Genomic DNA, 22,668 nt, shown 5'->3' with positions numbered 1-22,668 from the left:
GGTGTGACACTTGTCCAATGAGTTCGCTGGACGACCTGGTCGAGGACATGGCCCGGCTGACCGACGCCCCCTGCACGCTCGAGGACCCCGCCTTCCGCCTGATCGGCTTCTCCGACCACCGCGGCGACGACGTCGTGGACTCGATCCGGCAGCGCTCGATCCTGCAGCGCCGCTCGACCGACGAGGTGCGCGCGTGGTTCCGCGGCCAGGGCATCGAGGACTCCCAGGGGCCCTTGCGCACCCCGGCGGACCCCGACCTCGGGATCGTGGCCCGGCTGTGCGTCCCGGCCCGTCACCTCGACCGGGTGCACGGGTACTTCTGGCTGATCGACCCCGACGGCACGATCCCCGAGTCGACCTGGCCCGAGGCGGTCCGGATCGCGGAGTCGGCGGCGCGCCTGCTCAACGTCGCCGAGCGGCGCCAGTCCCATCGCGACGCGCTCTTCCGCGAGCTCGTCGAGGGTGGCCGCCTCGCCGCGCGCGAGTCGGCCGCCGACCTCGCGCAGGCGGGCGGGCTCGACCTGCAGGAGCCGGTGACCTGCGTGCTCCTCGAGCGCCCCGAGCTGCTCGACCAGGTCGCCAGCCGGCCCTCGCGCCCCGGGGTGGTGTGGGTGCGGTCGAGCCCGGGGGCGGCGTGCGCCGTCGTCCGGGCCGAGCTCGTCGAGCCCACCGCGGGGCTCACCGACCTGCTGGGCGCGCTGGGCCTCGGCCGCCGGGTCGACAGCCTGGACCGGGTGACGCGTGCGGGGACCGGCCCGACCATCGCCGGGATCGACGCCCTCGCCGCCGCACACCGGGGCGCTCGGGTCAGCCTGCGCGTCGCGCGCACCGCCGCCCCCGGCACCGTCGTGCGCTGGGAGGCGCTCGGTCCGCTCGCCCTGCTCGGCGTCACCCGCGACGACGACCTCGAGGCCGCCGTGATCGACCCGCCCGTGCGCGCCCTCCTCGCGGGGGCCGGACCCGACGTGCTCGAGACCGTCCGGGTCTGGCTCGACGAGGCCGGCAGCGCCTCCCGTACGGCGGCCCGGCTCGCCGTGCACCGGCAGACCGTCTACCACCGGCTGGGCCAGGTGGAGCAGGCGACCGGGTACGACCTCGCTCGCGGCGCCGACCGGCTCCGGCTGCACCTCGCGCTCGAGCTGGCGCCCTATCTCAGCGCAGGATGAGGCTCTGCTCCAGCCCCGCGAAGGCGTGGCACAGGGCCGGGTCGACGACCTGCGCGCCGGACTCGACGTCGAACCAGCGGTCGACGTGCGCCCAGTGGTGCGGGTGGACCATGTAGTCCACCACCAGGCCGTCGAGGTCGGCGTACTCCTGCTCCCAGACGAAGGTCCACGGCGCGCCCGGGCCGGCGTCCCACGCGAGGGGGACCGCGCGGCTGAGCCGCCAGTTGCGGATGGCCGGGATGTGCGCGGGCATCGCGAGGGTGTCGCGGGCGAAGGCGTCCGCCACGTCCGCGGACACCCCGGGCAGCAGCCGGAAGAGCGCGGTGCGCTTGACGCCGTCCTTCAGCCCGGGGTCGCGGCCGCCGGCGCCGACGGTCTCCAGCCCGAGAGCGGATCGGGCGGCGCAGTGCTCGTCCAGCGCGGGCAGCAGGACGTCGGTCCACAGCGGCGAGGTGCGGGCGGCCTCGGCGGTGGCGCGGTCCGGGTAGACGAGGTCCCAGGTGAAGTGGCCGGCACCGTAGTCGGCGACGTAGTTCGCGCTGAGGACGGCCGCGTCGATCCCGGGCAGCTCGACCGCCCGGGCCAGCACGGCCGCCAGCGCACCGAGCTGCGCCTCCCCCGCCCCAGCAGGCAGGTGGAGCTGGGCCGTCTCGCGCCACGCGGTGGGCTCGGCCGCGAGGCCACTGGTGTCCTCGGGGGCGGGTGGCAGGGCGTCCGGCGCGAGCGGGTACTGCCGCGACCGGGCGACCACGAGGGCGTCCACGGCTGCCCAGAACGCGCCGACAGCGGGGTCGTGCGACTGGGCGCGGGCCGACCAGAAGGCGCCGACGTCGGGCAGCGTCCAGCGCACGGCGAGCGTGACCGGCTGGTCGGCGAGGCGCAGAGGTGGCGCCACCCGCTCCTCCACGAGGGTGAGGCCACGCGCCGCCGCGCCGGCCGCATAGTCGGCGAGCAGCGCGCGCAGCCGTGGCAGGTCCGCGGCGAAGAGCTCGAAGCGGTCCTGGACGACGATCGGGTCGCCCACCGGGGCGGCGCTCACAGGTCCGCCACCTTCAGCACGATCTTGCCGCGGGTGTGCCCGGTCTGGATCGCCTCGTGTGCGGCCGCCGCATCACGCAGGTCGAGCACGCGGATCTCCGGCAGCAGCACCTCGCCGCTCGCGACCATCGCGGCGATGGCGCCGAGCGCCGGGGCACAGTCGACGTCCGTCATCATCGAGTACACCCGCTCCACGCCGCGCTCGGCGGCGGCCGCCATCTCGGCCGGGATGTCCCCGTCGTCGACGAGCGTCGGGATGCTCACGAAGGTGCCGCCGCCGCGGACCAGGTCCAGACCGTGTGCGAGCGAGCTCGCGCCGGCGGTGTTGACGAGCAGGTCGAGCCCCTCGGGCGCCCACTCCTTGACCGCCGCGGTGACGTCCTCGGCGACGTAGTCGACGACCCGCTCGACGCCGAGCCCTCGCAGGTAGGCGACATTGGCGGTGCTGCACGTCGCCGCCACCTCGGCGCCGGCGGCCCGAGCGAACTGCACGGCGAACCCACCGAGGCCGCCGGACCCTCCGTGCACCAGCACCCGCTGGCCGCGTCGGACCCCGCCGTTGTGCTGCAGGGCCTGCCACGCGGTGAGCGCGGCGACCGGGAGCGCCGCCGCCTCCGCGAAGCCCAGCCCGTCCGGCATCGGCGCGACCCGGTCGACCGCCGCGACCACCTGCTCGGCGTAGCTGCCGTGCGCCCCCTGGCCGTGGTTGGTGGGCGTGAGGACCCGGTCGCCGACGGCGAAGGCGGTGACGCCCTCGCCGAGCGCGTCGACCACGCCGGCGGCGTCGAAGCCCAGCACGTACGGGAAGACATAGGGCCGGAAGGCGGCCAGCATGCCCTGCCGGTTCTTCCAGTCGGCGGGGTTGACGCCGGCGTACGCGACCCGGATCCGCACCTCCCCCTGACCGGGCTCGGGCGTCGCGATCTCGCCGTACTGCAGGACCTCGGGCCCACCTGTCTCGTTCATGATCACTGCGTGCATGGGCGCGAGCGTGGCCGCGGTCACATCGCGGCCCGGCGGTTCTCCCGCTCAGCGGGACGTCCGAACAGGACCCCCAATTCGGTGGAGCCCAGCCCGCGGGTCGACGTACATTCGACGGGTCGGACCTCGCGCAGAGGTCTTCTGCCTTTCACGCCCTCGTGGCCGAACGGAAATCCGGACCCTGGACGATCCATCCGACAGGCGCCGGACGACCACGCGACCGAAGGAGGTGACGGCAGCCGTGACCACCGTGACCCTGCTCAACGCCTCCTACGAGCCGCTGGGCACCGTGACCTTCCAGCACGCGGTGCGCATGCTGTTCCGCGAGGTCGCCACCGTCGAGGAGGCCCACGAGGACCGGATGATCGGCCCGCACCCGTGGCCGCGGGTGATCCGGCTGGTCCGGTACGTCGCCGCGAAGTGGATGTACCGCCCGGCGGCGTACTCGCGGGCCAACGTGCTCAAGCGCGACCGCCACCGCTGCGCCTACTGCGGGTCCCACGCGACGACCGTCGACCATCTGCTCCCCCAGAGCCGGGGCGGCGGGTGGACCTGGCACAACACCGTCGCCGCCTGCGGCCCGTGCAACGGGCGCAAGGCCAACCGCACCCCGGCCGAGGCGGGCATGCGCCTGCGGCTGGACCCGTTCGTGCCGACTCGCGCACAGCTGGCCGTGGCCTGACCCCGCCGCCCGACCGTCGCCTCGGTGTCTGGCATCCCAGACACCGAGGCGCCGCCGGGTGTTCCGCCGCGCCTCGGGACGCGGTGCACTGGACGGCGATGAGTACGACGATCACCCGCGCGGCCGACCTTCCCCGGGTCCCCTGGCGCAACGGACAGGGACGGACCACGGAGATCGCACGCGACGGCGCCGGAGCCGAGTTCACCTGGCGGGTGAGCCTCGCGGAGGTCGCGCGCAGCGGCGACTTCTCCCCGTTCCCGGGCGTCGACCGGATCATCGCGCTGGTGGAGGGAGACGCGATGACCCTGCACCTGCCCGACCGCACGCACGTCCTGCGGCCGGACGAGCCCTTCGCCTTCGACGGCGGTCTGCCCGTGCGCTGCGAGGTGGACCGGCCGACCCGGGACCTCAACGTGATGACCCGGCGCGGGGCGGCCGCCGCCAGCCTGCGCGTGCTGCGCCTGGCCGCGGGCGAGCGGCCCGTCGTCGTACCGGCGGCGGACGTGGTCGTGCTCGTGGTCCTCGACGGCACCGCCGAACTGGAGGCCCCCGACCGACCCGCAGGGCTGCGGGCGGGTGACGCGGCCGTCACCGACGCCGCGGTGCGGGTGAGCGGAGCCGGACGGGTGGCGGTCGCCACGATCTCGGGACTACCCACGAGTAGGTAGTGACGAACCCTCTCCACAACCGGTAGAACACGTTTCAACTCTTCCGGTTGTGATGGAGGTCACATGTCTCACCGCCCCCGCTCCGCGTCCTCGCGCCTCACCCGCCGCGGCTTCCTCGCTGGCACCGGCGTCGCGGTCGGCGCCGCGTCCCTCGGCGCGCCTGCACTGACCGCTCCCGCCGCCGGCGCCGCCATCGGCAACGGAGCCCAGGTCCCCGCGCTCGTCATCGGCACCGGGTACGGCGGCGCGGTGGCCGCGCTCCGCCTCGCCCAGGCCGGCGTCCCGGTCGAGATGGTCGAGATGGGGATGACCTGGGACACCCCCGGCCCGGACGGCAGGATCTTCCCCAAGGTGACCTCACCGGACCAGCGCGCGTACTGGCTGCGCACCCGGACCAAGGCGCCGGTGAGCAACTTCTTCGGCTTCCCGATCGACAGCGACATCCCGCGCTACACCGGGATCCTCGACGCCGAGGAGTTCGCGGGCATCACCGTCTACCAGGGCCGCGGCGTCGGAGGTGGCTCGCTGGTCAACGGCGGCATGGCCGTCACGCCGAAGCAGTCCCGGTTCGCCTCGATCCTGCCCTCGGTGGACCCGGTCGAGATGTACGCCACCTACTACCCGCGTGCGAACGCCGGTCTGGGCGTCAGCTCGATCGACCCGGCGTGGTTCGAGACCGCGGCGTGCTACCAGTACGCGCGGGTGGGCCGGAAGCATGCGCAGCGCTCCGGCTTCGCGTGGACCTTCGTCCCCGACGTCTACGACTGGAGCTACATGAAGGCCGAGCAGGCGGGCACCGTCCCCCGCTCGGCGCTCGACGGCCAGGTCATGTACGGCAACGACCACGGCAAGAAGTCCCTCGTGCAGACCTATCTCGCCCAGGCCCTCGCCACCGGACGGGTGAACGTCTCGGCCTTGCACAAGGTCACCTCGGTCGCTCCCGCGGCAAGCGGTGGCTACACGGTGACGATCGAGCAGATCGACACCAGCGGCGCCACGGTCGCCACGAAGACCGTGACGGCGGCGAAGGTCTTCTTCGCGGCGGGCAGCGTCGGCACCAGCAAGCTGCTCGTGCGGCTCAAGGCGACGGGCGCGCTGCCGAACCTCAACGGCGAGGTCGGCAAGGGCTGGGGCGACAACGGCAACGTGATGTGCGGCCGCGCCAACCACATGTGGGACCCGACCGGCACGCTGCAGTCCACGATCCCGTGCTCGGGCATCGACAACTGGGACGCGGGCGGCGCCTTCGCGGAGGTCGCTCCCCTGCCGACCGGCATCGAGACCTACGCCTCCCTCTACCTGTCGATCACCAACACCACGCGGCGCGCGGAGTTCACCTGGAACGCCGCCGCCCAGCGGGTCGACCTGTCGTGGCAGACCTCCTGGAAGCAGGACTCGATCACGATGGCCAAGACCATCTTCGACAAGATCAACAGCAAGGAGGGGACGATCTACCGCACCGACCTTTTCGGCGGCTACAAGATCTGGCAGGACGGCCTCACCTACCACCCCCTGGGCGGCGCCGTGCTGAACAAGGCCACCGACAACTACGGGCGCCTCCACGGGTACGCCGGCCTCTACGTCATCGACGGCGCGCTGATCCCCGGCAACACCACGGTGAACCCCTTCGTCACGATCACCGCCCTGGCCGAGCGCAACATCGACGACATCCTCGCCCACGACGTCTGAGGGGACCGGCGGGCAGCTGTAACTACCTGTTCGTGTCACCACCTGAGCCGTCTACGGGTCAGGTGGTGACGCGAACAGGTAGTTACAGCTCCGTCCGCGCGCCGCGCCCGGCTGACGCCAGGGCATGGACCCGGCGCCGCTGGGCACCGCGCGGACATGGGTGACCAGGCGGACAGGGGTGACCAGCTCGCGCGGTACCGGCGGATGCGGGACTTCTCACGGACGCCGGAGCCGGCGGGCGCCGTCGCGCCCGCGAAGGATGCCCCGCGCTTCGTGGTCCAGCGGCACCGCGCGAGCCGCCTGCACTACGACCTGAGGTTCGAGATCGACGGCGTCCTGGTCAGCTGGGCGGTGCCCAAGGGGCCCACGCTGGACCCCGAGTCCCGCCGGCTCGCCATGCACGTCGAGGACCACCCGATCGAGTATCTCCACTTCGAGGGCGTCATCCCCTCCGGCCAGTACGGCGGCGGCGACGTCATCGTGTGGGACACCGGGACGTGGGAGCCGGTGAAGACCGACGACCCGGGCGCGGCCGTCCGCGCCGGCGAGCTGCACGCCGAGGTGCACGGCCACAAGCTGCGCGGCCGGCTGGTCCTGGTCCGCACGGGCGGGGACGGCGACCGCGAGTCGTGGATGCTGCTGCACAAGCACGACGAGCACGCGGTCGACGGCTGGGACCCCGAGGACCACCCGCTCTCCGTCCTCAGCGGGCGCACCAACGAGGACGTCGCCGCGGACCCCGACCGTCAGTGGCGCTCGGGGGCGGACGCCGCCGAGGCGGAGGAGGTCCTGCTGCCCGACCCGCTGCCCGACGAGGCGCTCGACAAGCTCGGCGCCTTCGGCAAGCAGGGAACCTGGGAGGTCTTCGGCCGCTCGCTCAAGGTCACCAACCTCGACAAGGTGCTCTTCCCCGGCGACCCGCCGGTGACCAAGCGCGAGCTCCTCGCCTACACGGCGCGGATCGCCCCGGTGGCGCTGCCGTACCTCAGGGGGCGAGCGCTCAACCTGCACCGCTACCCGGACGGCGCCGACGCCAAGGGCTTCTGGCACAAGCAACGGCCCGACCACGCACCCGAATGGCTCGGCGCCTGGGACAACCCCGACGCCGACCCCGGCGAGACCACGACCTATGTGGTCGCCGACGAGCCGGCGGCGCTCGTGTGGGCCGCCAACTTCGGAGCCCTCGAGTGGCATCCCTGGACCTCGCTGACCTCGGCACCGAACGAGCCGACCTATGCGCTGGTCGACCTCGATCCAGGCGAGAGCACCACGTGGGAGGAGCTCCTCACGCTGGCACGGCTGCACCGTACGGCCCTCGACCACCTCGGCGTCACCGCCCGGCCCAAGGTGACCGGCCGGCGAGGGATCCAGATCTGGATCCCCGTGGTCGCGGGCTACACCTTCGACGACACCCGGGCGTGGGTGGAACAGCTCTCGCGCACCGTCGGCAAGGTCGTGCCGGAGCTGGTGAGCTGGAAGTGGGAGGTCAAGGCCCGCGGCGGGCGCGCCCGGCTCGACTACACCCAGAACGCGATCAACAAGACGCTGGTCGCGCCGTACTCGCCGCGCCCGGCCGCCGACGCGCCCGTCTCGGTGCCCCTCGGGTGGAGCGAGCTCGACGATCCGGACCTGCGCCCCGACCGCTGGACCATCCGCACCGTGCTCGACCGGCTCGCCCGGCGGGGCGACCCCTTCCAGGCACTGCTCGGCTCCGCGCAGGAGCTGCCGGAGATCACCTGAGCGGGCTCCCGGGTGGCCGGGGTGAGCGGGGGTACCACCAGGTCCCCCTCGAAAGGAGATGCGCCATGGTCCTCATCGTCCTCATCGCCGTCCTGGTCATGGTCGGCGCCACCCTGTGGTGGATGCGCGAGCTGCGCCACAAGCGGGTGATCGAGTCGCCCGACGACACCGTCCGGGAGGCTCAGCACCGCGAGGGCTGACCCGCCGAGCCGACCGGCCCGCCGGCGCTGTCGACGGCCCGCCCTAGGGTGTGGCCACCATGCGCAAGACGGACTTCAAGCGAGAGCTCCGCGAGCTGTACGCGCCGACCTACCGCGACTGGCGACCGGTCGACGTCCCGGCGCTCCGGTTCCTGATGGTGGACGGTGCCGGCGACCCCAACCGGGCGCCGCGCTACCGCGAGGCCGTCGAGGTGCTCTTCGGCCTGTCCTACCGGTTGAAGTTCCTCAGCAAGGCCGAGCTCGGCCGCGACCACGTCGTGATGCCGTTGGAGGGCCTGTGGTGGGCTGACGACCCCGGCGTCTTCGTGCGGCGCGAGAAGGACGCGTTCCGCTGGACGATGCTCATGATGCAGCCCGACTGGGTGAGCGAGGCGATGCTCGCGGAGGCACGCTCGGCCCTGCGCGCGAAGGCCGACCTCCCCGCGCTGGGCGACGTGCGCCTGGAGGAGTACGACGAGGGCAGGGCCGTCCAGCTGCTCCACGTCGGTCCGTACGACGACGAGGGCCCGGTGCTCGCCCGGCTCCACGAGGAGTACCTGCCCGCCCACGGCCTGACCTTCAACGGGCACCACCACGAGATCTACCTCGGCGACCCGCGCCGCTCGGCGCCCGAGCGCCTGCGGACCATCCTGCGCCAGCCGGTGAGACCCGTCCGCGGAGAGACGTAGCGCTCAGCGCGCCGCGTAGTGGGCCCGCACCCGCGCGCCCGTCAGGGCCGAGGGATACACGGCGACCTGGTCGACCTCGCCGGGGAAGCCGGCACTCGTGGTGAGCCCCAGCGAGGTGCGCACCTTGCCGTGGCCCACGCGCCACCAGCCGCTGTAGGAGGTGGTCCGGGTCGTCGTCCCCGTCGCGACCGCGACACCGTCGACGTACATCGTGCTCTGCTGCTGGTTGCCGGCCGGCACCGCGGTGAGCACCAGGTGGTGCCACTGCCCGTCGTTGTACGTCGCCGGCGAGGTGATGGTCCGGATCTGGACGGCGTTCCAGTCGCCGTACACCAGACGCCCGTCGGTGCGCAGCGTGACCTGCCGGTCGTAGAGCGCGGAGGTATCGCCCTGCGCGGACTCGAAGCCGACCAGCTTGCCCCCGGCGCGCGATGTGGTGCGGAACCACAGCTCGAGGGTGAAGGTCGTGGGATCCCACTGTGCCGGGCCGCCGGACACCACGCGCCCGGTCGTGCCCAGGCTCATGGCGTAGCCGAAGTTGCGCGGCAGCGCGCCCGGCGCCCGGTAGCCGGCGATGCCGGACAAGGTGCCGCGGCGGTCGCGTCCGGAGGCGTCCGCGGCGGTGCTGCCCGACGCCTCGTCGAGGAGGTAGTAGAACGACGGGTCGTCGGCGAGCACCTCGGCGCTGTAGGGCTGCTGCGTGGACCCGGAGATCGCCCAGGAGTTGCCGGGGTTGCGGGTGGTCGCGGTGAACCCCGCGTACGCGCTGTTGGCGTAGGCGACCGCCAGGGCCAGGGCCCCGGCGAGCACGAGGCCCCCGACGACGACCGGGGCTCTCGTCGGCCGGCGCTCGCCCCGGCGGTCCCCCCGGCGGTCCCCCCGGCGCCGTCCCGCCCCCGGAGCGGCGAGGAGGACGACGAGGATCGCCGTCAGGGTGAGCGCGGTCCAGGCGACCAGCGCGGTCACGTCCCCCGTGCGCCACCAGTACGACGGCAAGCCGATGAGCGGGACGAGGACCCGAGCGCGGGCGCGGAAGGCCTCGCGCGGAACGGCCTCGACGTCTGCGGACGCGTTGGCGTCGCCCTTGGTCACCCAGTCGCCGGTGGCACTGCGCTCGACCACGCGGTGCACCAGCAGGCGACGCGCCTCCGGCCGGGCCGGGTCCTCGAAGACGAACACCCGGCCCGGCTGGACCTGCTCGGTGCGGTCCATCCCGCGCGCCACGACCACGTCGCCGACCTCGATCTCCGGTCTCATCGAGCCGCTGTCGACGACGTACGACTGCCAGTCGGCGACGGCCGGCGCCACCGCGATGACGGCGAGCGTGAGGAGGAAGGCGAGATAGGCGCGGGCGAGCACCTGGGCCGTCAGCGCCGGCCACGTGGTCATCCGCTGCTCCTGTCGGGACGCCTCCGTCAGGAGGACTGCAGCTCCCACTGCATGTCGACACCGGTCTTGTCGCCCTGCAGCTGGTCGATCTCGTTCTGCGTCATGCCGGCGGTGGTGAAGGTCCAGGTGAGGCGGTAGGTGCGGCTCGTCGTGCCGGCCGGCACCTGCCAGCCTCCGACGCCCTGCGCGAAGCTGTCCACGCTCATCATCTGCGCCAGGGTCATCGACGGGACGACCGTGTCCTCCAGCTGGAAGCCGTCGCAGCTGCCGAAGCCGCCGCCCGTGCCGGCCTCCATGCTCACGGTGATGCGGTTCTCGAGCCCGTGCACGGACCGCACCGGGTTGACGGCGTAGCCCTTCACGACGCCGGGAACGGTGGTGTTCGCGGTGACCTTCAGGCACTTGGTGCCCGTCTGGCCGGGGACGAGGTTCTCGACCTGGAAGCGCGCGGCGCCCGCGTCGTCGTCGGTCAACGCGACCGCGCCCGTCGACCAGTTGTTGCCCGAGTTGCGGGTCTGGCCGCTGAAGGCGGCGTTCGAGGACTGCCACACCATGCCCGCGGCGACGAGGATGGCCAGCGGCGTCGCCGCCGCGGTCGCGATCTTGGCGGTCCGGGGGTTGATCGACTTCATGGTCTCTGCTTCCTGCCGAGGCCACCCCCTGTGGGTGGCACGCTCGTCCCATCGGCAGGCTCCGGCAGCGGCGAAGTGCCCACCGGACCGTCCCGGCATGGCCACTTCGGGCCAGGTCCGGCGTCGATCGGCCCGTCGCTCAGGTGGCGGTGAGGGCGCCGTAGGTGTCCGGCCGGCGGGTGCGCAGGAACGGGAAGAGCGCCAGCCAGTCGTCGCGCTGGCCCAGAGCGAGGTCGGCGACGAGAACGGCCTCCTCGTCGCGCGGAGCCTCCACGAGCACCCGGCCGTACGGGTCGGAGATGAAGGAAGAGCCGTAGAAGCGGATCTCGCCCTCGTCGCCCGTGCGGTTGGGCACCACCATGAACGTGCCGTTGGCGATGCCGTTGCCGACGATCACCTGTCGCCACAGCGGCGCGGTGTCGAAGCCGGGATGGTCGGGCTCGGAGCCGATCGCCGTCGGGTAGGCGAGGACCTCCGCGCCGGCCAGGCTGTAGATCCGCGCCACCTCGGGGAACCACTCGTCCCAACAGGTCGGCAGGCCCAGGCCGACGCCGTCGAGGAAGTCCGGCCGGTGGACGGGGTACGCCGACGCCGCCGGTCCGCCCCGGAAGTAGGTGTCCTCGTGGTAGCCGGCCGTCACCGGGATGTGCAGCTTGCGGGTGCGCCCGGCCAGCTCGCCGTCGGGGCCCACCAGGATCGCGGTGTTGAAGCCGAGCCCGTCCTCGGCGGGGGCGCGCTCGTAGAGCGAGGCATGCACCGCCACCCCGTGCCGCCGTGCGGCCGCGGCGGCGAAGCGGTAGGTCGGACCGTTCGACAGCTCCTCGGCGGCCTCGCCCGGCATGCCCTCGGCCGGTACGAAGGCCGGGTAGCGCGAGAGGGTGAGCTCGGGCAGGAAGACCACCCGAGCACCCCGCCGCGCCGCCTCGGCGATGGCCCGGTCGAGGTGGTCCGCGAGTGCCCCGGCGTCGGCTCGCCAGGCGTGCTGGACGAGGCCGACGCGCAGCGGCGGACGGTCGTCGGGCCCGGTCGCCGCCAGGGACGGGGGCGGGGTGAGCGCGGTGCGGACGAGCATCGAGATCTCTCCGATCAGGTGTAGAGGTGCGGCCGCCGGTCGGCGAGCCGGTCGTTGTGGCGGGAGACGGACTTGTCGCGCGCCTCGGCGAGCGCGCAGGGCGCGAGCAGCGTCTGTGCGCGTCCGTCGAGAGCGCTCAGCGCGAGCGGGTAGCCGTCGGGTCCGGCGACGACCGACCCGCCGATCCACGACGTCCCGCGCTCCTCGCCGACGCGGTCGGCGACCGCGACGAACACTCGGTTGGTGGCGGCGGCGACCTGCGCGGTGGCGACCTCCACGGGTCGCTCCCCCGCGGGGCGCCCGGGGTCGGGCCAGTTCACCGGCGCGCAGACCAGCTCGGCGCCGTCGAGCGCCACCCGGCGTACCCACTCCGGGAACTCGAGGTCGTAGCAGACCAGCAGCCCGATCCGGCCGTGGGCGGTGTCGACGACGGGAGGCGCGGCGTCGCCGGCGGTGAAGATCTCCGGCTCGCGCCCCCACAGGTGGACCTTGTGGTAGACCGCCCGCACCCCCGTGGCGTCGACCAGGACGGCGCTGTTGCGCAGCACGCCGGCCTCGTCGAGCAGGGCCAGGCCGGCCGCCACCACCAGGTCGTGCCGGGCGGCCGTGGCGACCAGTGCGGCGACGCTCGGGCCGTCGATGCCCTCGGCGAGCGTGCGCGCCTGCTCCGCGTCAGTGAAGCAGTAGCCGGTGGTCACCAGCTCCGGGAGTACGACGACGCGCGCGCCCGCCGCGGCCGCCGCAGTGACCGCCTCCAGCGCCCGCCGCCGGTTGCCGGGCACGTCGCCGAGGACGGGGGCGAGCTGGACGACGGCGACGGTGGTGGTGGTCGTCGCGCTCATGCCGGCTGCGCCGTCGCCGGGTCGGCGTCGGCCTCGCTCTCGGCGAGATCGAGCTCCGGGGGACGGCGGGTGAAGCCGCGGGTCAGCACGACCAGGTAGAGCAGGCCGAGCCCGAACCAGCTCAGACCCACCTTGAAGGTCGTGGCGGACAGGCTGGTCCACAGCCACGCGGTCAGCGCGAAGCCGATGAGCGGCACCACTCCGTAGCGCACCAGGTCCGCTCTCCCGCGGCGCCGCTCGTCGTGGAGGTAGTGCTTGACCACGGCGAGGTTGACCATCGAGAACGCGACCAGGGCGCCGAAGCTGATCATCGCCGCGGCGAGCCCCAGGTCGATGACCAGCGCGGTGAGGGAGACCGCGCCGACGACGAGCACCGCGAGGACCGGGGTGTTGAACCGCGCGTGCAGCCGTCCGAACACCGCCCGCGGCAGCACCCCGTCGCGGCCCATCGCGAACAGGATCCGCGCGACGCTTGCCTGCGAGGCCATCGCGGAGGCGAAGCAGCCGGCGACGTAGGCGGCCGTGAAGAAGGAGACGAGGAAGCCGCCGCCGGCCACGCGCATCACGTCGGTCGCGGCGGAGTCCACGTCGGTGAAGAGCGACGGGTCGGGGAACACGAGGTGGCCCACCCAGGCGAGGGCGATGAAGAGGAGGCCGCCGTAGAGGGTGACCAGGCCGATCGCCCGCGGGATCGTCCGCCGGGCGTCCCGCGCCTCCTCGGACAGCGTGGAGATCGCGTCGAAGCCGAGGAACGACAGGCACAGCACGGCGGCACCCGCCGCGAGCGAGGAGAACTCCGCGCCCTCGCCGAAGAACGGGGTCCCGAGCGACGGTGCACCCTCGCCGGCCAGGTGGGCGAGCGACGTCGCGACGAAGACCACGATGAAGACGGCCTGCGCTCCCACGAGCACGAGGTTCATCCGGGTCACCAGCTTGATGCCGAGGACGTTCAGCCCGGTCACCACGGCGATGGAGGCCAGGATCCAGACCCACGCCGGGACTGCGGGCCACTGTGCCTCGAGGAAGATCCCGATCACCAGGTAGTTGATCATCGGGAGGAAGACGTAGTCGAGCAGCAGGCTCCAGCCGGCGAGGAAGCCGGCATGGGCGCCGAACGCCTTCTGGGTGTAGGTGTACGCCGAGCCGGCGTACGGGTGTGCGACGACCATCCGGCCGTAGCTGTAGGCGGTGAACAGCATCGCCGCGAGGGTGAGGACGTAGGCGCCGGGCAGATGGCCGTCGGTCATGTCGGTGACGACCCCGTAGGTCGTGAACACCGTCAGCGGGACCATGTAGGCCAGGCCGAACAGGATCAGCTCGGGCGTGCCCAGCACGCGCTGGAAGCGGCCGGTGGGGTGGGACATGGTGGCTCCTGGGTGCGGGATCAGGCGGTGTGGACGACCCGGCCTGCTGCCACGGTGGCGGTGACCCGGGCGTCGGTGGGCAGGACGTCGAGGGCGCGGGTGGCGCCGGGGACGGGCAGGACATCGGTGTCGAGCACGGCGAGGTCGGCCCGGGAGCCGACCCGCAGGACGCCGGCGTCGTCGTCGTGGTTGACATAGGCCGAGCCGGCGGTGAAGGCGCGGAACGCAGTGGTGACGTCGAGCGCCTGGTGCGGCAGGAAGGGCGTCCCGCCGCGGTCCGAGGGGTCGGTGCGGGTGACGGCGACCTCGATCTGGGCAAGGGGGTCCGCGGTCGACACCGCCCAGTCGCTGCCCATCGCCAGGCGCGCGCCGTGCCGCACCAGGTCGGCGAAGGGGAACTGCAGGCGCGCGCGCTCGGCGCCCAGGAAGGGCAGCGTCAGCTCGTCCATCTGGGCGTCACTCTGGGCCCAGTAGGCCTGGCAGTTCGCGACGACGCCCAGCTCCGCGAAGCGGGGCAGGTCCTCGGGCTGGACCAGCTGGAGGTGCGCGATGTGATGGCGCAGGTCGTTGGGCCCGTGGGCCGCCCGTGCGGCCGCGACGGCGTCGAGGCAGTCGCGGGCGGCGCGGTCCCCGATGGCGTGCATGTGCACCTGGAAGCCGTGGCCGTCGAGAGCGGTGACCGCCTCGGCGAGCAGTGCGCGCTCGACGTACGTCAGACCGCGGTTGTCGGTGTGGCCGCCGCAGCCGTCGCAGTAGGGCTCGAGCAGGGCGCCGGTGTAGTTCTCCATCACCCCGTCGGCCATGATCTTCACGGTCGTGGGCCAGAAGCTCCCGACCGCCCCGCCGCCGCGGCGCGCGACCAGCTCGTCGACCTGCTCGAGGCCGCGGTGCCGGTCCCACCACAGCGCGCCCACGACGCGGGCGGTGAGCTCGCCGTTCTTGGCCAGGGCCTCGTACGCCGCCTGCGTGTCGGGCGTGACCCAGGCGTCCTGCCAGCCCGTGATCCCGAGGGCGTGGAGGTGGCGCTGCGCGACCCGGATCGCCTGCTCCCAGTCCGACTGCGCCGGACGGGGCACGAAGCGGTCGTTGAAGGTGTAGGCCGCTCCCTCGTGCAGCGTGCCGGTCGGCTCGCCGGTCGCCGGGTCGCGCTCGATGCGCCCGTCGACCGGGTCGGCGGTGGCGCGGTCGATGCCGGCGAGCTCGAGGGCGCGGGAGTTCACCCACGCGCCGTGCACGTCGCGGTTGAGCAGGAAGACGGGGCGGTCGGGCACGACCGCGTCGAGGTCCTCCTTGCGCGGCGTCCCGCCCGGGAAGTGCTCCATCGCCCAGCCGCCGCCGACGATCCACGGCGCCTCGGGATGGGCTGCGGCGTAGGCGGCGATGTGCGCGAGATAGGCGTCCTTGCCGTCCAGGTCGTTGAGCCAGACCCGCAGCAGGTTGTGTCCGGCGAAGGGCGCGTGGACGTGCGCGTCCTGGAACCCGGGCAGCACGAGGGCCCCGTCGAGCACCGCGGTACGCGGCCCGGTGACGGCGGCAACGTCCGCGGCCCCGAGCGCGACGACCCGGTCGCCGCGCACGGCGATCGCGTCGGCGCTCGGCCTGCTCCCGTCCCACGTGACGACGCGGGTGTCACGGACGACCAGGTCGGCATAGCTCACGGGCATGACTCCTTCTCGTGTGGCGCGGGCCACAGGAAAGCACGTGCCGAAACGTTTCGGCAAGACCCTCCGGCGAAATTCCTCCGACTCGGTAGGTTGTCCGCATGCCGTCCCGCCGCGTGACCATCCGCGATGTCGCCCGGGCGGCCGGCGTGTCGACCACGACGGTCTCCGAGGCACTCTCCGGGCAGGGGCGGATCGCCGTGGAGACCCGCGAGCGGGTGCGCCGGGTCGCCGAGGAGATCGGGTACGTCGCCAGCGCCGCCGCGCGCAGCCTGCGACTGGGCCGCTCGGGCGCCCTCGGTCTCTACGTGCCGGACCGCACCGTGGGCTTCGAGTACTACGTGCAGCTCTCCCGCGGCGCCGCCGAGGCCGCGCTCACCCACGGCATGGCGCTGACCCTGGTGCCCGCCTGGGACAACGTCGAGCAGCTGCGCGCCCTGCACATCGACGGCCTCATCGTCGCCGACCCGGCCGTCGGAGACCCGGTCCTCGAAGTGCTGCGCTCGCTGCCGGTGCCGATGGTGACCGTCGAGGTCGACCTCAGCCCGGGCGCCCAGCCGGCCGGCGTCGTCGCCTCCGACCACGTCAGCGCGACGGGCGAGCTGCTCGACCACGTCGTCGCCACCGGGGCGGGGTCCATCGCCGTCCTCGCGCCGGGCGAGGAGACCTCCTTCGGCCGGCAGATCCGCGCGGTCTGCCGCCGCTACGCCGGCATCCGCGTCGTCGACATCCCCCTCGCCTACCGGCCTGAGGACGCGACGGGGGCGGTCGACGCGGCGCTCGCCGCGGGCGCCGACGCCCTGGTGCTCGTCCCCGACGGCTCGGCGATCGTAGCCCTCCACCACCTCCAGGGGCGCGGCATCCGGGTCCCCGACGACCTCCTGCTGGCGTCGTACGTCGACGGGCCGTCGCTGCAGATCGCCCGGCCGCGGATCACCGCCGTCGACATCGATCCGCGGGGAACCGGGGAGGCGGCCGTCCGAGCGCTCGTCGACATCGTCGTCCACAGCCGCCGCGACGTCGTCGAGACGCGGGTGCCGTCGCGGCTGCACGTGCGCGAGTCGACCCGCGCCTGAACGACCGTCCCCGGCGACCCCGGCCGGAACATCGGGAGCCCACCTCCCTGACCAGGGCCTCGCCGGCGTCACACCTGCCCGCCGACTCCTTCCCCGCTACCCGGGCGAACGCGTCGTAGACGCTCCGGCGGAGGTCGAGGAGGCGTAGTCTGGGATCAGCCGTCCTCGCCGCACCCGGCGCCGAACGACCGGCGGCTGGAGGACAGATGTCAGCATCGCCGGAGCGCATGCACCGACCGCAGCGCGACGACCGGGCACAGCTCGCCGCCTGCCGCGCCGAGGTCGCGCTCGCCCGCTCGCTGCTGCAGGAGGCGCGCACCAGCGGCACCCGGCAGGAGATCGCGCCGCTGCGCGAGCGGCTCGTGGCGGCCCTGGAGGAGTTCGCCTCGCTGGTGGAGCGGTCCGGGGCTCCCCTCCCCCAGCACCTGCATGCCGAGCTGCAGATGTACCGGCGGCTCGGGTCGCACTGAGGACCGCCCGAGCGGGCGTCACCGCCGTCGGAGGCCGCTCCCGACGCGCCGAGCCGAGGCGTCGCGACCCAGCCGCCGCGCCACCTCGCCGAGCCGTTCCGGCGGGACGCCCGGACTGTAGAGGTAGCCCTGCCCCTCGTCGCAGGCCCGGCGCCGGAGATAGGCCTCCTGCGCGGCGGTCTCGATCCCCTCGGCGACGACGCCCATGCCGAGGGCGTGGGCCATCACGATGATCGCGTCCACGATGGCGGAGTCGTCGCCCTCGGCGGTGATGTCGGCCACGAAGGAGCGGTCGATCTTGATCCGGTCGATCGGGAAGCGGGTGAGATAGGCGAGGCTCGAGTAGCCACGGCCGAAGTCGTCGATCGCGATCCGGACGCCCAGCGCGCGGAGCGCGGTCAGGATGTCGGTCGCGTCGCCGTTGTCGTCGATCAGCAGGCCCTCGGTGATCTCGATCTCGAGCTGGTCCGGCTCGAGACCCTCGCGGGCGAGGGTGTCCGCGACGGCGCCGGTCCAGGTCCGGCTGCGCAGCTGGCGCGGCGAGACGTTCACCGCCAGGCGCAGCGGCCGGCCGAGCTCCCGCTGGAGGCGGGCGACGTCCGCGCAGGCGGTGGCGAGCACCCACTCTCCCAGCTCGGTGATCATCCCCCCGTCCTCGGCCACCGGGATGAACCGCTCGGGCGACACCGGGCCCAGGTCGCGGCTGTTCCAGCGCGCCAGCGCCTCGACGCCGACCAGCCTCCCGGACGGCAGCTCGACCTGGGGCTGGTAGACGACGGAGAGCTCCCCCCGGTCGAGCGCCCGCCGGAGCGCGCTCGCCAGGGCGAGCTTGTCCCGGGTCGCGTCGAGCATCTCCGGAGCGAACCACTGCGCGTGGTCGCGCCCGGCGGCCTTCGCATGGTTCAAGGCCGTGTCCGCGTGCCGCAGCAGGGTGATCGGCGCCGACCCGTCGCGCGGGTACGTCGCACCGCCGAGGCTCGCGGTCATCGCCAGCTGGTAGCCGAGGACGTCGAGCGGCGCGAGCACGCCGCGGAGCAGCGCCTCGAGACGCTCGGTGACCTCCTCCTCGGCCCGGAGGCCGGCGAACATCACCGCGAACTCGTCGCCGCCGAGCCGGGCCACCAGGTCTCCGTCGCGGCGGTGGGCTGCCAGCCGCTCCGCCACCCGCACCAGCAGCTCGTCGCCGGCGTGGTGGCCGAGCGAGTCGTTGACCCGCTGGAAGTGGTCGAGGTCCAGGAGGACCAGTGCGACCTGTGCACCGGTGGGCTCCGCCGCCGCGATCGCCTCCGCCAGCGCGGACAGCAGCAGCGCCCGGTTCGGCAGGTCGGTGAGCGCATCGTGCGTGACCATGTGCTCCATGCGGTGCCGTGCCTCGATCCGGCTCCCGATGTCGTAGGCCACGACGAGGAAGCCGGTCCGGGCCTCCCCCGCCACCTCCATGGCGACGACCGACTCGCTGACGGGCACGCGGCTTCCGTCGTCCCGCACGTAGGCCCATTCGCGCTCGCTTCCCTCGAGCGCGTCGAGGTCCGGTGACCCGTCGCAGCGCAGCGCACGCGGCTCGGCGTCGATCTCGCAGACGGACGCCCCGACCAGGACGGCACTCGGCCGGCCGAGCAGCTCCTCGGCGGCGGGGTTGACCGTCGTGATCCGGCCGGCCTCGTCGGTCGCGATGATGCTGAGAGGGATGCTGTCCAGGATCGACCGACGCAACCGGTCCTCGCGCACCGCGGCGATGGCCGCCTGCCCCCGCAGCCGCTCGGTGATGTCGATGACCGACGCCAGCACGAACTGCTCGTCACCGATCCGGATCGGGTTGAGGCCGATCTCGATGGGCAGGTCCGTGCCGTCCTTGCGGACGCCGCGGAGCTCACGGCCGAGGCCCATGCCCCGCCTGCTGGGGTCGGCCAGGTACGCCGTGCGGAACAGCTCGTGCGCGGCGCGCGACGCGGCGGGCACCAGCTCCTCGACCGCCATCGACAGCAGCTCGTCACGGCTGTAGCCGAACGCCCGGACCGCCTCGGAGTTCGCCAGGACGATGCGACCCGAGTGGTCGACCATCACCATCGCGTTGGGGGCCGCCTCGATGACGAGTCGGAAGCGCTCCTCGTCGTACGCGGCACGTGCCTGCGGTTCCATCGTCCCTCGCTCCCTGGGCAGTCGGCCGCACGACACTCACGGGACCGCACGGGGAGTCTAGGGACGCGTCCCGGCGATGAGCAGGACAACGTCCGCAAAGGACACGATCGGCCCGACCTCGTGGCCCGTCGGGACTATTTCAGGGTCGTCACGGTCCGCCGGGACGCCGGGGACGCCTAGTCTCCGGGGGACGAAAGGGACACGACATGTGGAGTCTGCAGCGCACCGCGGGGGTGTTGGTCCTCGGCACCGCGGCACTGGGCGCCGGGCTGATCTGGTGGTCGGTCGCGGACCAGGGCAGCCGGTTCGCCGAGCGTCCATCCCACACGCTCGTGCTCGGCACCTGGGACGTGCTCTACGACCGGGCGGTGCCCTCGGTGGGCACGCTGGCGGCGGCCTGCGGCCTCGCGCTGCTCTTCGCCGCCGGCGTGGCGGCGCTGGAGAGGCGGTTCTCCAACACGGCACGACGCAGCGTGGACCCCGCCCACCGTCCGCTCGCCCCGCGGATCGTCATGCGCGAGACCCGCGGCGTCTTCCACGGCCCCGTCACCCTCACGGTCCTGATCCCGGCGCACGACGAGGAGGCGTGCATCGGCGCGACCATCGCGTCGCTGCTGGGACAGTCACGTACACCGGACCGCGTCGTCGTCGTGGCGGACAACTGCACGGACGGCACCGCAGCCGTCGCACGGGCCGCCGGCGTCGAGGTCTTCGAGACCCGGGGCAACGCCGACAAGAAGGCCGGAGCGCTCAACCAGGCACTCGCCGGCCTGCTCCCGGAGCAGGGCGAGAACGACCTCGTCATGGTGATGGACGCCGACACCGTCCTGGACGACGGATTCCTCGAGAGCGCGGCGCGACGGATGACCGACGACCGCGCCCTGATGGCCATCGGCGGGCTGTTCTACGGCGAGGAGGGCCACGGCCTGATCGGTCTGCTCCAGCGCAACGAGTACACGCGCTACGCCCGCGACCTGCGCCGCCGCCGCGGGCGGGTCTTCGTGCTGACCGGCACCGCCACGGTCTTCCGGCCTCGCGCGCTGCGTCGCGTCGCAGCGGAGCGCGGCACGAACCTCCCGGGAGTGCCCGGCGACGTCTACGACACCACGGTGCTGACCGAGGACAACGAGATCACCCTCGCCCTCAAGAGCCTGGGCGCGCTGGTCATCGCCCCCTCGGACTGCACCGTGGTCACCGAGGTGATGCCGACCTGGCGCGCCCTGTGGGCGCAGCGGCTCCGCTGGCAGCGCGGTGCGCTCGAGAACCTCGGCGCCTACGGCGTCCGGACGCAGACCTTCCGGTACTGGGCCCAGCAGCTCGGCATCGGGTACGGCGCGATCGCGCTGGCGTCCTATCTGCTCCTGATGCTGCTCATGCTGGTCTCGTTCGACTCCTGGGTCTGGTTCCCCTTCTGGCTCGGGACCGGCGTGCTGTTCGCGCTCGAGCGCGTGGTCGGCGTGTGGCGGGGCGGCTGGCGGGCGCGGGTCCTCGCCGCGCTCGTCGTACCGGAGCTGCTCTATGCGCTCTTCCTCAACACCGTCTACGTCAAGGGCGTCATCGACGTCGCCCGCGGCCGGCAGGGCGCGTGGGAGCACGTCGCCCGCGGCCGGCAGGTCGTAGCGGAGGCCTCGTGAACGGCTTCGTGGCTCCGCTGGGGATCCTGCTCCCCGAGTCCGTGCTGCGCGCGGAGTGGTTCGGCGTGCTCGCCGCCTTCGTCGCGCTCAACACGGTCATGTACCTGGCGCTCGCGGTGGCCAAGATGCTGCCGAAGGTCTACTTTCGCGACCTGCTGCCCCGTCGCTACGAGCGCGCCGAGACGCGCAGCATCCATCCCGACGGCCCCCGCTAGGCCCTCGTCTCCCGTGCGGTCCGGAGTGGGCCGCGCGGCGTACGAGCGTGCCCTCGGCACGCCGGGGGGCCGTTCGGCTCCACTTCGCCACCCGACCGGACTATTCGGACCGCAAGCGCCCACGCCGGAGCCGCCGCGGCCCTAGCGTGGATGACATGGACACAGCCAGTCTGCGCGTGGCATTCGCCGTCGTCGCTCTCTGTGTCCTCGTCCTCTTCTACGGCGCGACCTACCGCACCACCCGGGCGCCGTACTCGGGCTGGTGGTGCGTGTCGATGGCGCTCTACATCGTCGGCGCCTCGGCGTTCCTCGCCAACGGCACGGCGTTGCAGGCGGTCGGAACCCCCACCGGCAACACGCTCGCGGTCGCCGGCGCGGCCAGCGTCCTCGGCGCGGCCCGCAGTCTCCGCGGGCGGCGGACCTCTCTGCGCTTCCTCCTGGCGTTGCCTGCGCTCGTCCTCGTCGTCACGGTCTTCGACCACCCCGGACGGGACATCTGGGCGGGTGGCACCATCTTCCTCATCGGCATGGCACTGTCCTTCGGGCTGGCTTCCTGGGAGCTGCGCCAGGTCCTGCGCGAGGGTGCCGAGGCCGAGGACGGATGGGAGCAGCACCGCTTCTCCCTGGGTGCGGTGCTGGTGGTCGCGAGCGCGGTCGCCGTGTTCTACAGCCTGCGTGCCCTCGTCTTCGTGGCCGTCGGCCCGGAGCATCCCGCCTTCCGGTTCGGGTTCGGCTCCCAGGTCACCACCTTGCTGTCGATGGCGATGCTGGTGGTCGTCACGTTCAGCATGTCGTCGCTCAGCCACCTGCAGCAGACCAGTGAGCTCAGGGTGCAGGCGGCGCACGACGGCCTCACCCGGCTGCTCAACCGCAACGCGTTCCTGCGGCAGGCCGAGCTCGTCTTCGACGACGACAGCGCGCTCGCGAGCGGTGTGGTCATGGTGGCGGACCTCGACGGGTTCAAGGCCCTCAATGACGGCTTCGGCCACGCCGCCGGGGACCGTGCGCTCACCGCCTTCGCCGACGTGTGCCGCAGCGTCGTCGGCCAGGACGGCCTGGTCGGCAGGCTCGGCGGCGACGAGTTCGCGGTGCTGCTGCCGCGCGGCGAGCACGCGGAGCAGATCGCCGACACCATCAGCCGGCGATTCCAGGAGTGCAATGCCGAGCTCGCCAACCCGACGGTCAGCTTCGGCATCGCCCCGATCGACCGCGATGTCGGCGTCAAGGACACGATCATCCGTGCCGATGTCGCGCTCTACCAGGCCAAGGCCGCCGGTCGCGACCGGGTCGAGAGGTACGACAGCACGGTGCCCTGAGGCGC

General features: G+C 73.1%; 21 protein-coding genes. 12 read left to right on the top strand and 9 right to left on the bottom strand.

Annotation, left to right across the window (positions count from 1 at the left end; genetic code table 11):
• Positions 1 to 17 precede the first annotated feature (17 nt).
• Positions 18 to 1,166 carry a PucR family transcriptional regulator gene (locus ACJ5H2_RS07085; RefSeq protein WP_408898866.1) on the top strand — a complete coding sequence of 383 codons (1,149 nt, stop codon included), beginning with the start codon at positions 18 to 20 and terminating at the stop codon, positions 1,164 to 1,166.
• On the opposite strand, the gene ACJ5H2_RS07080 is transcribed toward ACJ5H2_RS07085, so the two are convergent.
• Positions 1,153 to 2,205, bottom strand: a complete 1,053-nt coding sequence (locus ACJ5H2_RS07080) for a Dabb family protein (RefSeq protein WP_408898865.1) — start codon at positions 2,203 to 2,205, stop codon at positions 1,153 to 1,155. The genes ACJ5H2_RS07085 and ACJ5H2_RS07080 overlap by 14 nt on opposite strands.
• Positions 2,202 to 3,185 (bottom strand): NADP-dependent oxidoreductase, encoded by a 984-nt coding sequence (locus ACJ5H2_RS07075; RefSeq protein WP_408898864.1) that lies wholly within the window; start codon positions 3,183 to 3,185, stop codon positions 2,202 to 2,204. The genes ACJ5H2_RS07080 and ACJ5H2_RS07075 overlap by 4 nt, the downstream gene beginning before the upstream one ends.
• 241 nt (positions 3,186 to 3,426) lie before the next feature.
• Between ACJ5H2_RS07075 and ACJ5H2_RS07070 the strand changes: the two genes are divergently transcribed.
• From ACJ5H2_RS07070 to ACJ5H2_RS07045, 6 genes are all read left to right on the top strand, one after another.
• A complete protein-coding gene (locus ACJ5H2_RS07070; RefSeq protein WP_408898863.1) occupies positions 3,427 to 3,867 on the top strand; it encodes an HNH endonuclease in 441 nt (146 codons plus the stop codon).
• A 98-nt stretch (positions 3,868 to 3,965) separates the two neighbouring features.
• A complete protein-coding gene (locus ACJ5H2_RS07065) occupies positions 3,966 to 4,535 on the top strand; it encodes a HutD family protein (protein WP_408898862.1) in 570 nt (189 codons plus the stop codon).
• 63 nt (positions 4,536 to 4,598) lie between these two features.
• Positions 4,599 to 6,224: a GMC oxidoreductase gene (locus ACJ5H2_RS07060; RefSeq protein WP_408898861.1), complete on the top strand. Its 1,626-nt coding sequence runs from the start codon at positions 4,599 to 4,601 to the stop codon at positions 6,222 to 6,224.
• A 156-nt stretch (positions 6,225 to 6,380) separates the two neighbouring features.
• Positions 6,381 to 7,964 carry a DNA polymerase ligase N-terminal domain-containing protein gene (locus tag ACJ5H2_RS07055; RefSeq protein ID WP_408898860.1) on the top strand — a complete coding sequence of 528 codons (1,584 nt, stop codon included), beginning with the start codon at positions 6,381 to 6,383 and terminating at the stop codon, positions 7,962 to 7,964.
• A 65-nt stretch (positions 7,965 to 8,029) separates the two neighbouring features.
• Positions 8,030 to 8,164, top strand: coding sequence for a hypothetical protein (locus tag ACJ5H2_RS07050; protein WP_408898859.1), 135 nt, complete (start codon positions 8,030 to 8,032; stop codon positions 8,162 to 8,164).
• A gap of 59 nt (positions 8,165 to 8,223) precedes the next feature.
• Positions 8,224 to 8,853 (top strand): GyrI-like domain-containing protein, encoded by a 630-nt coding sequence (locus ACJ5H2_RS07045; RefSeq protein ID WP_408898858.1) that lies wholly within the window; start codon positions 8,224 to 8,226, stop codon positions 8,851 to 8,853.
• A gap of 3 nt (positions 8,854 to 8,856) precedes the next feature.
• On the opposite strand, the gene ACJ5H2_RS07040 is transcribed toward ACJ5H2_RS07045, so the two are convergent.
• From ACJ5H2_RS07040 to ACJ5H2_RS07015, 6 genes are all read right to left on the bottom strand, one after another.
• The gene (locus ACJ5H2_RS07040; protein ID WP_408898857.1) at positions 8,857 to 10,242 is read right to left on the bottom strand and encodes a signal peptidase I; all 1,386 of its coding nucleotides are present in this window, start codon (positions 10,240 to 10,242) and stop codon (positions 8,857 to 8,859) included.
• Between the two features lie 26 nt (positions 10,243 to 10,268).
• On the bottom strand, positions 10,269 to 10,874 hold the full coding sequence (locus ACJ5H2_RS07035) for a hypothetical protein (RefSeq protein WP_408898856.1): 606 nt from the start codon (positions 10,872 to 10,874) through the stop codon (positions 10,269 to 10,271).
• A 139-nt stretch (positions 10,875 to 11,013) separates the two neighbouring features.
• Positions 11,014 to 11,946, bottom strand: coding sequence for a nitrilase-related carbon-nitrogen hydrolase (locus ACJ5H2_RS07030; RefSeq protein ID WP_408898855.1), 933 nt, complete (start codon positions 11,944 to 11,946; stop codon positions 11,014 to 11,016).
• A 14-nt stretch (positions 11,947 to 11,960) separates the two neighbouring features.
• Positions 11,961 to 12,788 (bottom strand): nitrilase-related carbon-nitrogen hydrolase, encoded by an 828-nt coding sequence (locus ACJ5H2_RS07025; protein ID WP_408898854.1) that lies wholly within the window; start codon positions 12,786 to 12,788, stop codon positions 11,961 to 11,963.
• Positions 12,785 to 14,152 carry an APC family permease gene (locus tag ACJ5H2_RS07020; RefSeq protein ID WP_408898853.1) on the bottom strand — a complete coding sequence of 456 codons (1,368 nt, stop codon included), beginning with the start codon at positions 14,150 to 14,152 and terminating at the stop codon, positions 12,785 to 12,787. The genes ACJ5H2_RS07025 and ACJ5H2_RS07020 overlap by 4 nt, the downstream gene beginning before the upstream one ends.
• Positions 14,153 to 14,172: 20 nt before the next feature.
• Positions 14,173 to 15,816: an amidohydrolase gene (locus ACJ5H2_RS07015; RefSeq protein WP_408898852.1), complete on the bottom strand. Its 1,644-nt coding sequence runs from the start codon at positions 15,814 to 15,816 to the stop codon at positions 14,173 to 14,175.
• A gap of 98 nt (positions 15,817 to 15,914) precedes the next feature.
• On the opposite strand from ACJ5H2_RS07015, the gene ACJ5H2_RS07010 reads away from it, so the two are divergent.
• Entirely contained in the window at positions 15,915 to 16,889 is a 975-nt protein-coding gene (locus ACJ5H2_RS07010; RefSeq protein ID WP_408898851.1) for a LacI family DNA-binding transcriptional regulator, read from the top strand.
• A gap of 227 nt (positions 16,890 to 17,116) precedes the next feature.
• Positions 17,117 to 17,359, top strand: a complete 243-nt coding sequence (locus ACJ5H2_RS07005; protein ID WP_408898850.1) for a hypothetical protein — start codon at positions 17,117 to 17,119, stop codon at positions 17,357 to 17,359.
• Positions 17,360 to 17,377: 18 nt separating this feature from the next.
• Here the strand turns inward: ACJ5H2_RS07005 and ACJ5H2_RS07000 are convergent, their stop codons facing one another.
• Positions 17,378 to 19,498 (bottom strand): putative bifunctional diguanylate cyclase/phosphodiesterase, encoded by a 2,121-nt coding sequence (locus ACJ5H2_RS07000; protein ID WP_408898849.1) that lies wholly within the window; start codon positions 19,496 to 19,498, stop codon positions 17,378 to 17,380.
• 206 nt (positions 19,499 to 19,704) lie between these two features.
• On the opposite strand from ACJ5H2_RS07000, the gene ACJ5H2_RS06995 reads away from it, so the two are divergent.
• The 3 genes from ACJ5H2_RS06995 to ACJ5H2_RS06985 all read left to right on the top strand — a co-directional run bounded on the left by ACJ5H2_RS06995 (position 19,705) and on the right by ACJ5H2_RS06985 (position 22,663).
• The gene (locus ACJ5H2_RS06995) at positions 19,705 to 21,132 is read left to right on the top strand and encodes a glycosyltransferase family 2 protein (protein ID WP_408898848.1); all 1,428 of its coding nucleotides are present in this window, start codon (positions 19,705 to 19,707) and stop codon (positions 21,130 to 21,132) included.
• Positions 21,129 to 21,347, top strand: a complete 219-nt coding sequence (locus tag ACJ5H2_RS06990; protein ID WP_408898847.1) for a hypothetical protein — start codon at positions 21,129 to 21,131, stop codon at positions 21,345 to 21,347. Before ACJ5H2_RS06995 ends, ACJ5H2_RS06990 begins: the two co-directional genes overlap by 4 nt.
• Positions 21,348 to 21,502: 155 nt before the next feature.
• A complete protein-coding gene (locus tag ACJ5H2_RS06985) occupies positions 21,503 to 22,663 on the top strand; it encodes a GGDEF domain-containing protein (RefSeq protein ID WP_408898846.1) in 1,161 nt (386 codons plus the stop codon).
• Positions 22,664 to 22,668: the final 5 nt, after the last annotated feature.

This window comes from Nocardioides pymetrozini (assembly GCF_046058985.1).
Classification (GTDB): Bacteria; Actinomycetota; Actinomycetes; order Propionibacteriales; family Nocardioidaceae; genus Nocardioides.
Note: the sequence above shows the minus strand (reverse complement) of the source record. Positions and strands in the feature narration are given on the sequence as shown.

What these genes read in the sequence shown, in the direction of transcription:
- ACJ5H2_RS07085 (WP_408898866.1), top strand. Translation starts at nt 18, where the DNA reads ATGAGTTCGCTGGACGACCTGGTCGAGGACATGGCCCGGCTGACCGAC.
- ACJ5H2_RS07075 (WP_408898864.1), bottom strand. Translation starts at nt 3,185, where the DNA reads ATGCACGCAGTGATCATGAACGAGACAGGTGGGCCCGAGGTCCTGCAG.
- ACJ5H2_RS07065 (WP_408898862.1), top strand. Translation starts at nt 3,966, where the DNA reads ATGAGTACGACGATCACCCGCGCGGCCGACCTTCCCCGGGTCCCCTGG.
- ACJ5H2_RS07060 (WP_408898861.1), top strand. Translation starts at nt 4,599, where the DNA reads ATGTCTCACCGCCCCCGCTCCGCGTCCTCGCGCCTCACCCGCCGCGGC.
- ACJ5H2_RS07055 (WP_408898860.1), top strand. Translation starts at nt 6,381, where the DNA reads ATGGGTGACCAGGCGGACAGGGGTGACCAGCTCGCGCGGTACCGGCGG.
- ACJ5H2_RS07050 (WP_408898859.1), top strand. Translation starts at nt 8,030, where the DNA reads ATGGTCCTCATCGTCCTCATCGCCGTCCTGGTCATGGTCGGCGCCACC.
- ACJ5H2_RS07045 (WP_408898858.1), top strand. Translation starts at nt 8,224, where the DNA reads ATGCGCAAGACGGACTTCAAGCGAGAGCTCCGCGAGCTGTACGCGCCG.
- ACJ5H2_RS07040 (WP_408898857.1), bottom strand. Translation starts at nt 10,242, where the DNA reads ATGACCACGTGGCCGGCGCTGACGGCCCAGGTGCTCGCCCGCGCCTAT.
- ACJ5H2_RS07035 (WP_408898856.1), bottom strand. Translation starts at nt 10,874, where the DNA reads ATGAAGTCGATCAACCCCCGGACCGCCAAGATCGCGACCGCGGCGGCG.
- ACJ5H2_RS07030 (WP_408898855.1), bottom strand. Translation starts at nt 11,946, where the DNA reads ATGCTCGTCCGCACCGCGCTCACCCCGCCCCCGTCCCTGGCGGCGACC.
- ACJ5H2_RS07025 (WP_408898854.1), bottom strand. Translation starts at nt 12,788, where the DNA reads ATGAGCGCGACGACCACCACCACCGTCGCCGTCGTCCAGCTCGCCCCC.
- ACJ5H2_RS07020 (WP_408898853.1), bottom strand. Translation starts at nt 14,152, where the DNA reads ATGTCCCACCCCACCGGCCGCTTCCAGCGCGTGCTGGGCACGCCCGAG.
- ACJ5H2_RS07015 (WP_408898852.1), bottom strand. Translation starts at nt 15,816, where the DNA reads ATGCCCGTGAGCTATGCCGACCTGGTCGTCCGTGACACCCGCGTCGTC.
- ACJ5H2_RS07010 (WP_408898851.1), top strand. Translation starts at nt 15,915, where the DNA reads ATGCCGTCCCGCCGCGTGACCATCCGCGATGTCGCCCGGGCGGCCGGC.
- ACJ5H2_RS07005 (WP_408898850.1), top strand. Translation starts at nt 17,117, where the DNA reads ATGCACCGACCGCAGCGCGACGACCGGGCACAGCTCGCCGCCTGCCGC.
- ACJ5H2_RS07000 (WP_408898849.1), bottom strand. Translation starts at nt 19,498, where the DNA reads ATGGAACCGCAGGCACGTGCCGCGTACGACGAGGAGCGCTTCCGACTC.
- ACJ5H2_RS06995 (WP_408898848.1), top strand. Translation starts at nt 19,705, where the DNA reads ATGTGGAGTCTGCAGCGCACCGCGGGGGTGTTGGTCCTCGGCACCGCG.
- ACJ5H2_RS06985 (WP_408898846.1), top strand. Translation starts at nt 21,503, where the DNA reads ATGGACACAGCCAGTCTGCGCGTGGCATTCGCCGTCGTCGCTCTCTGT.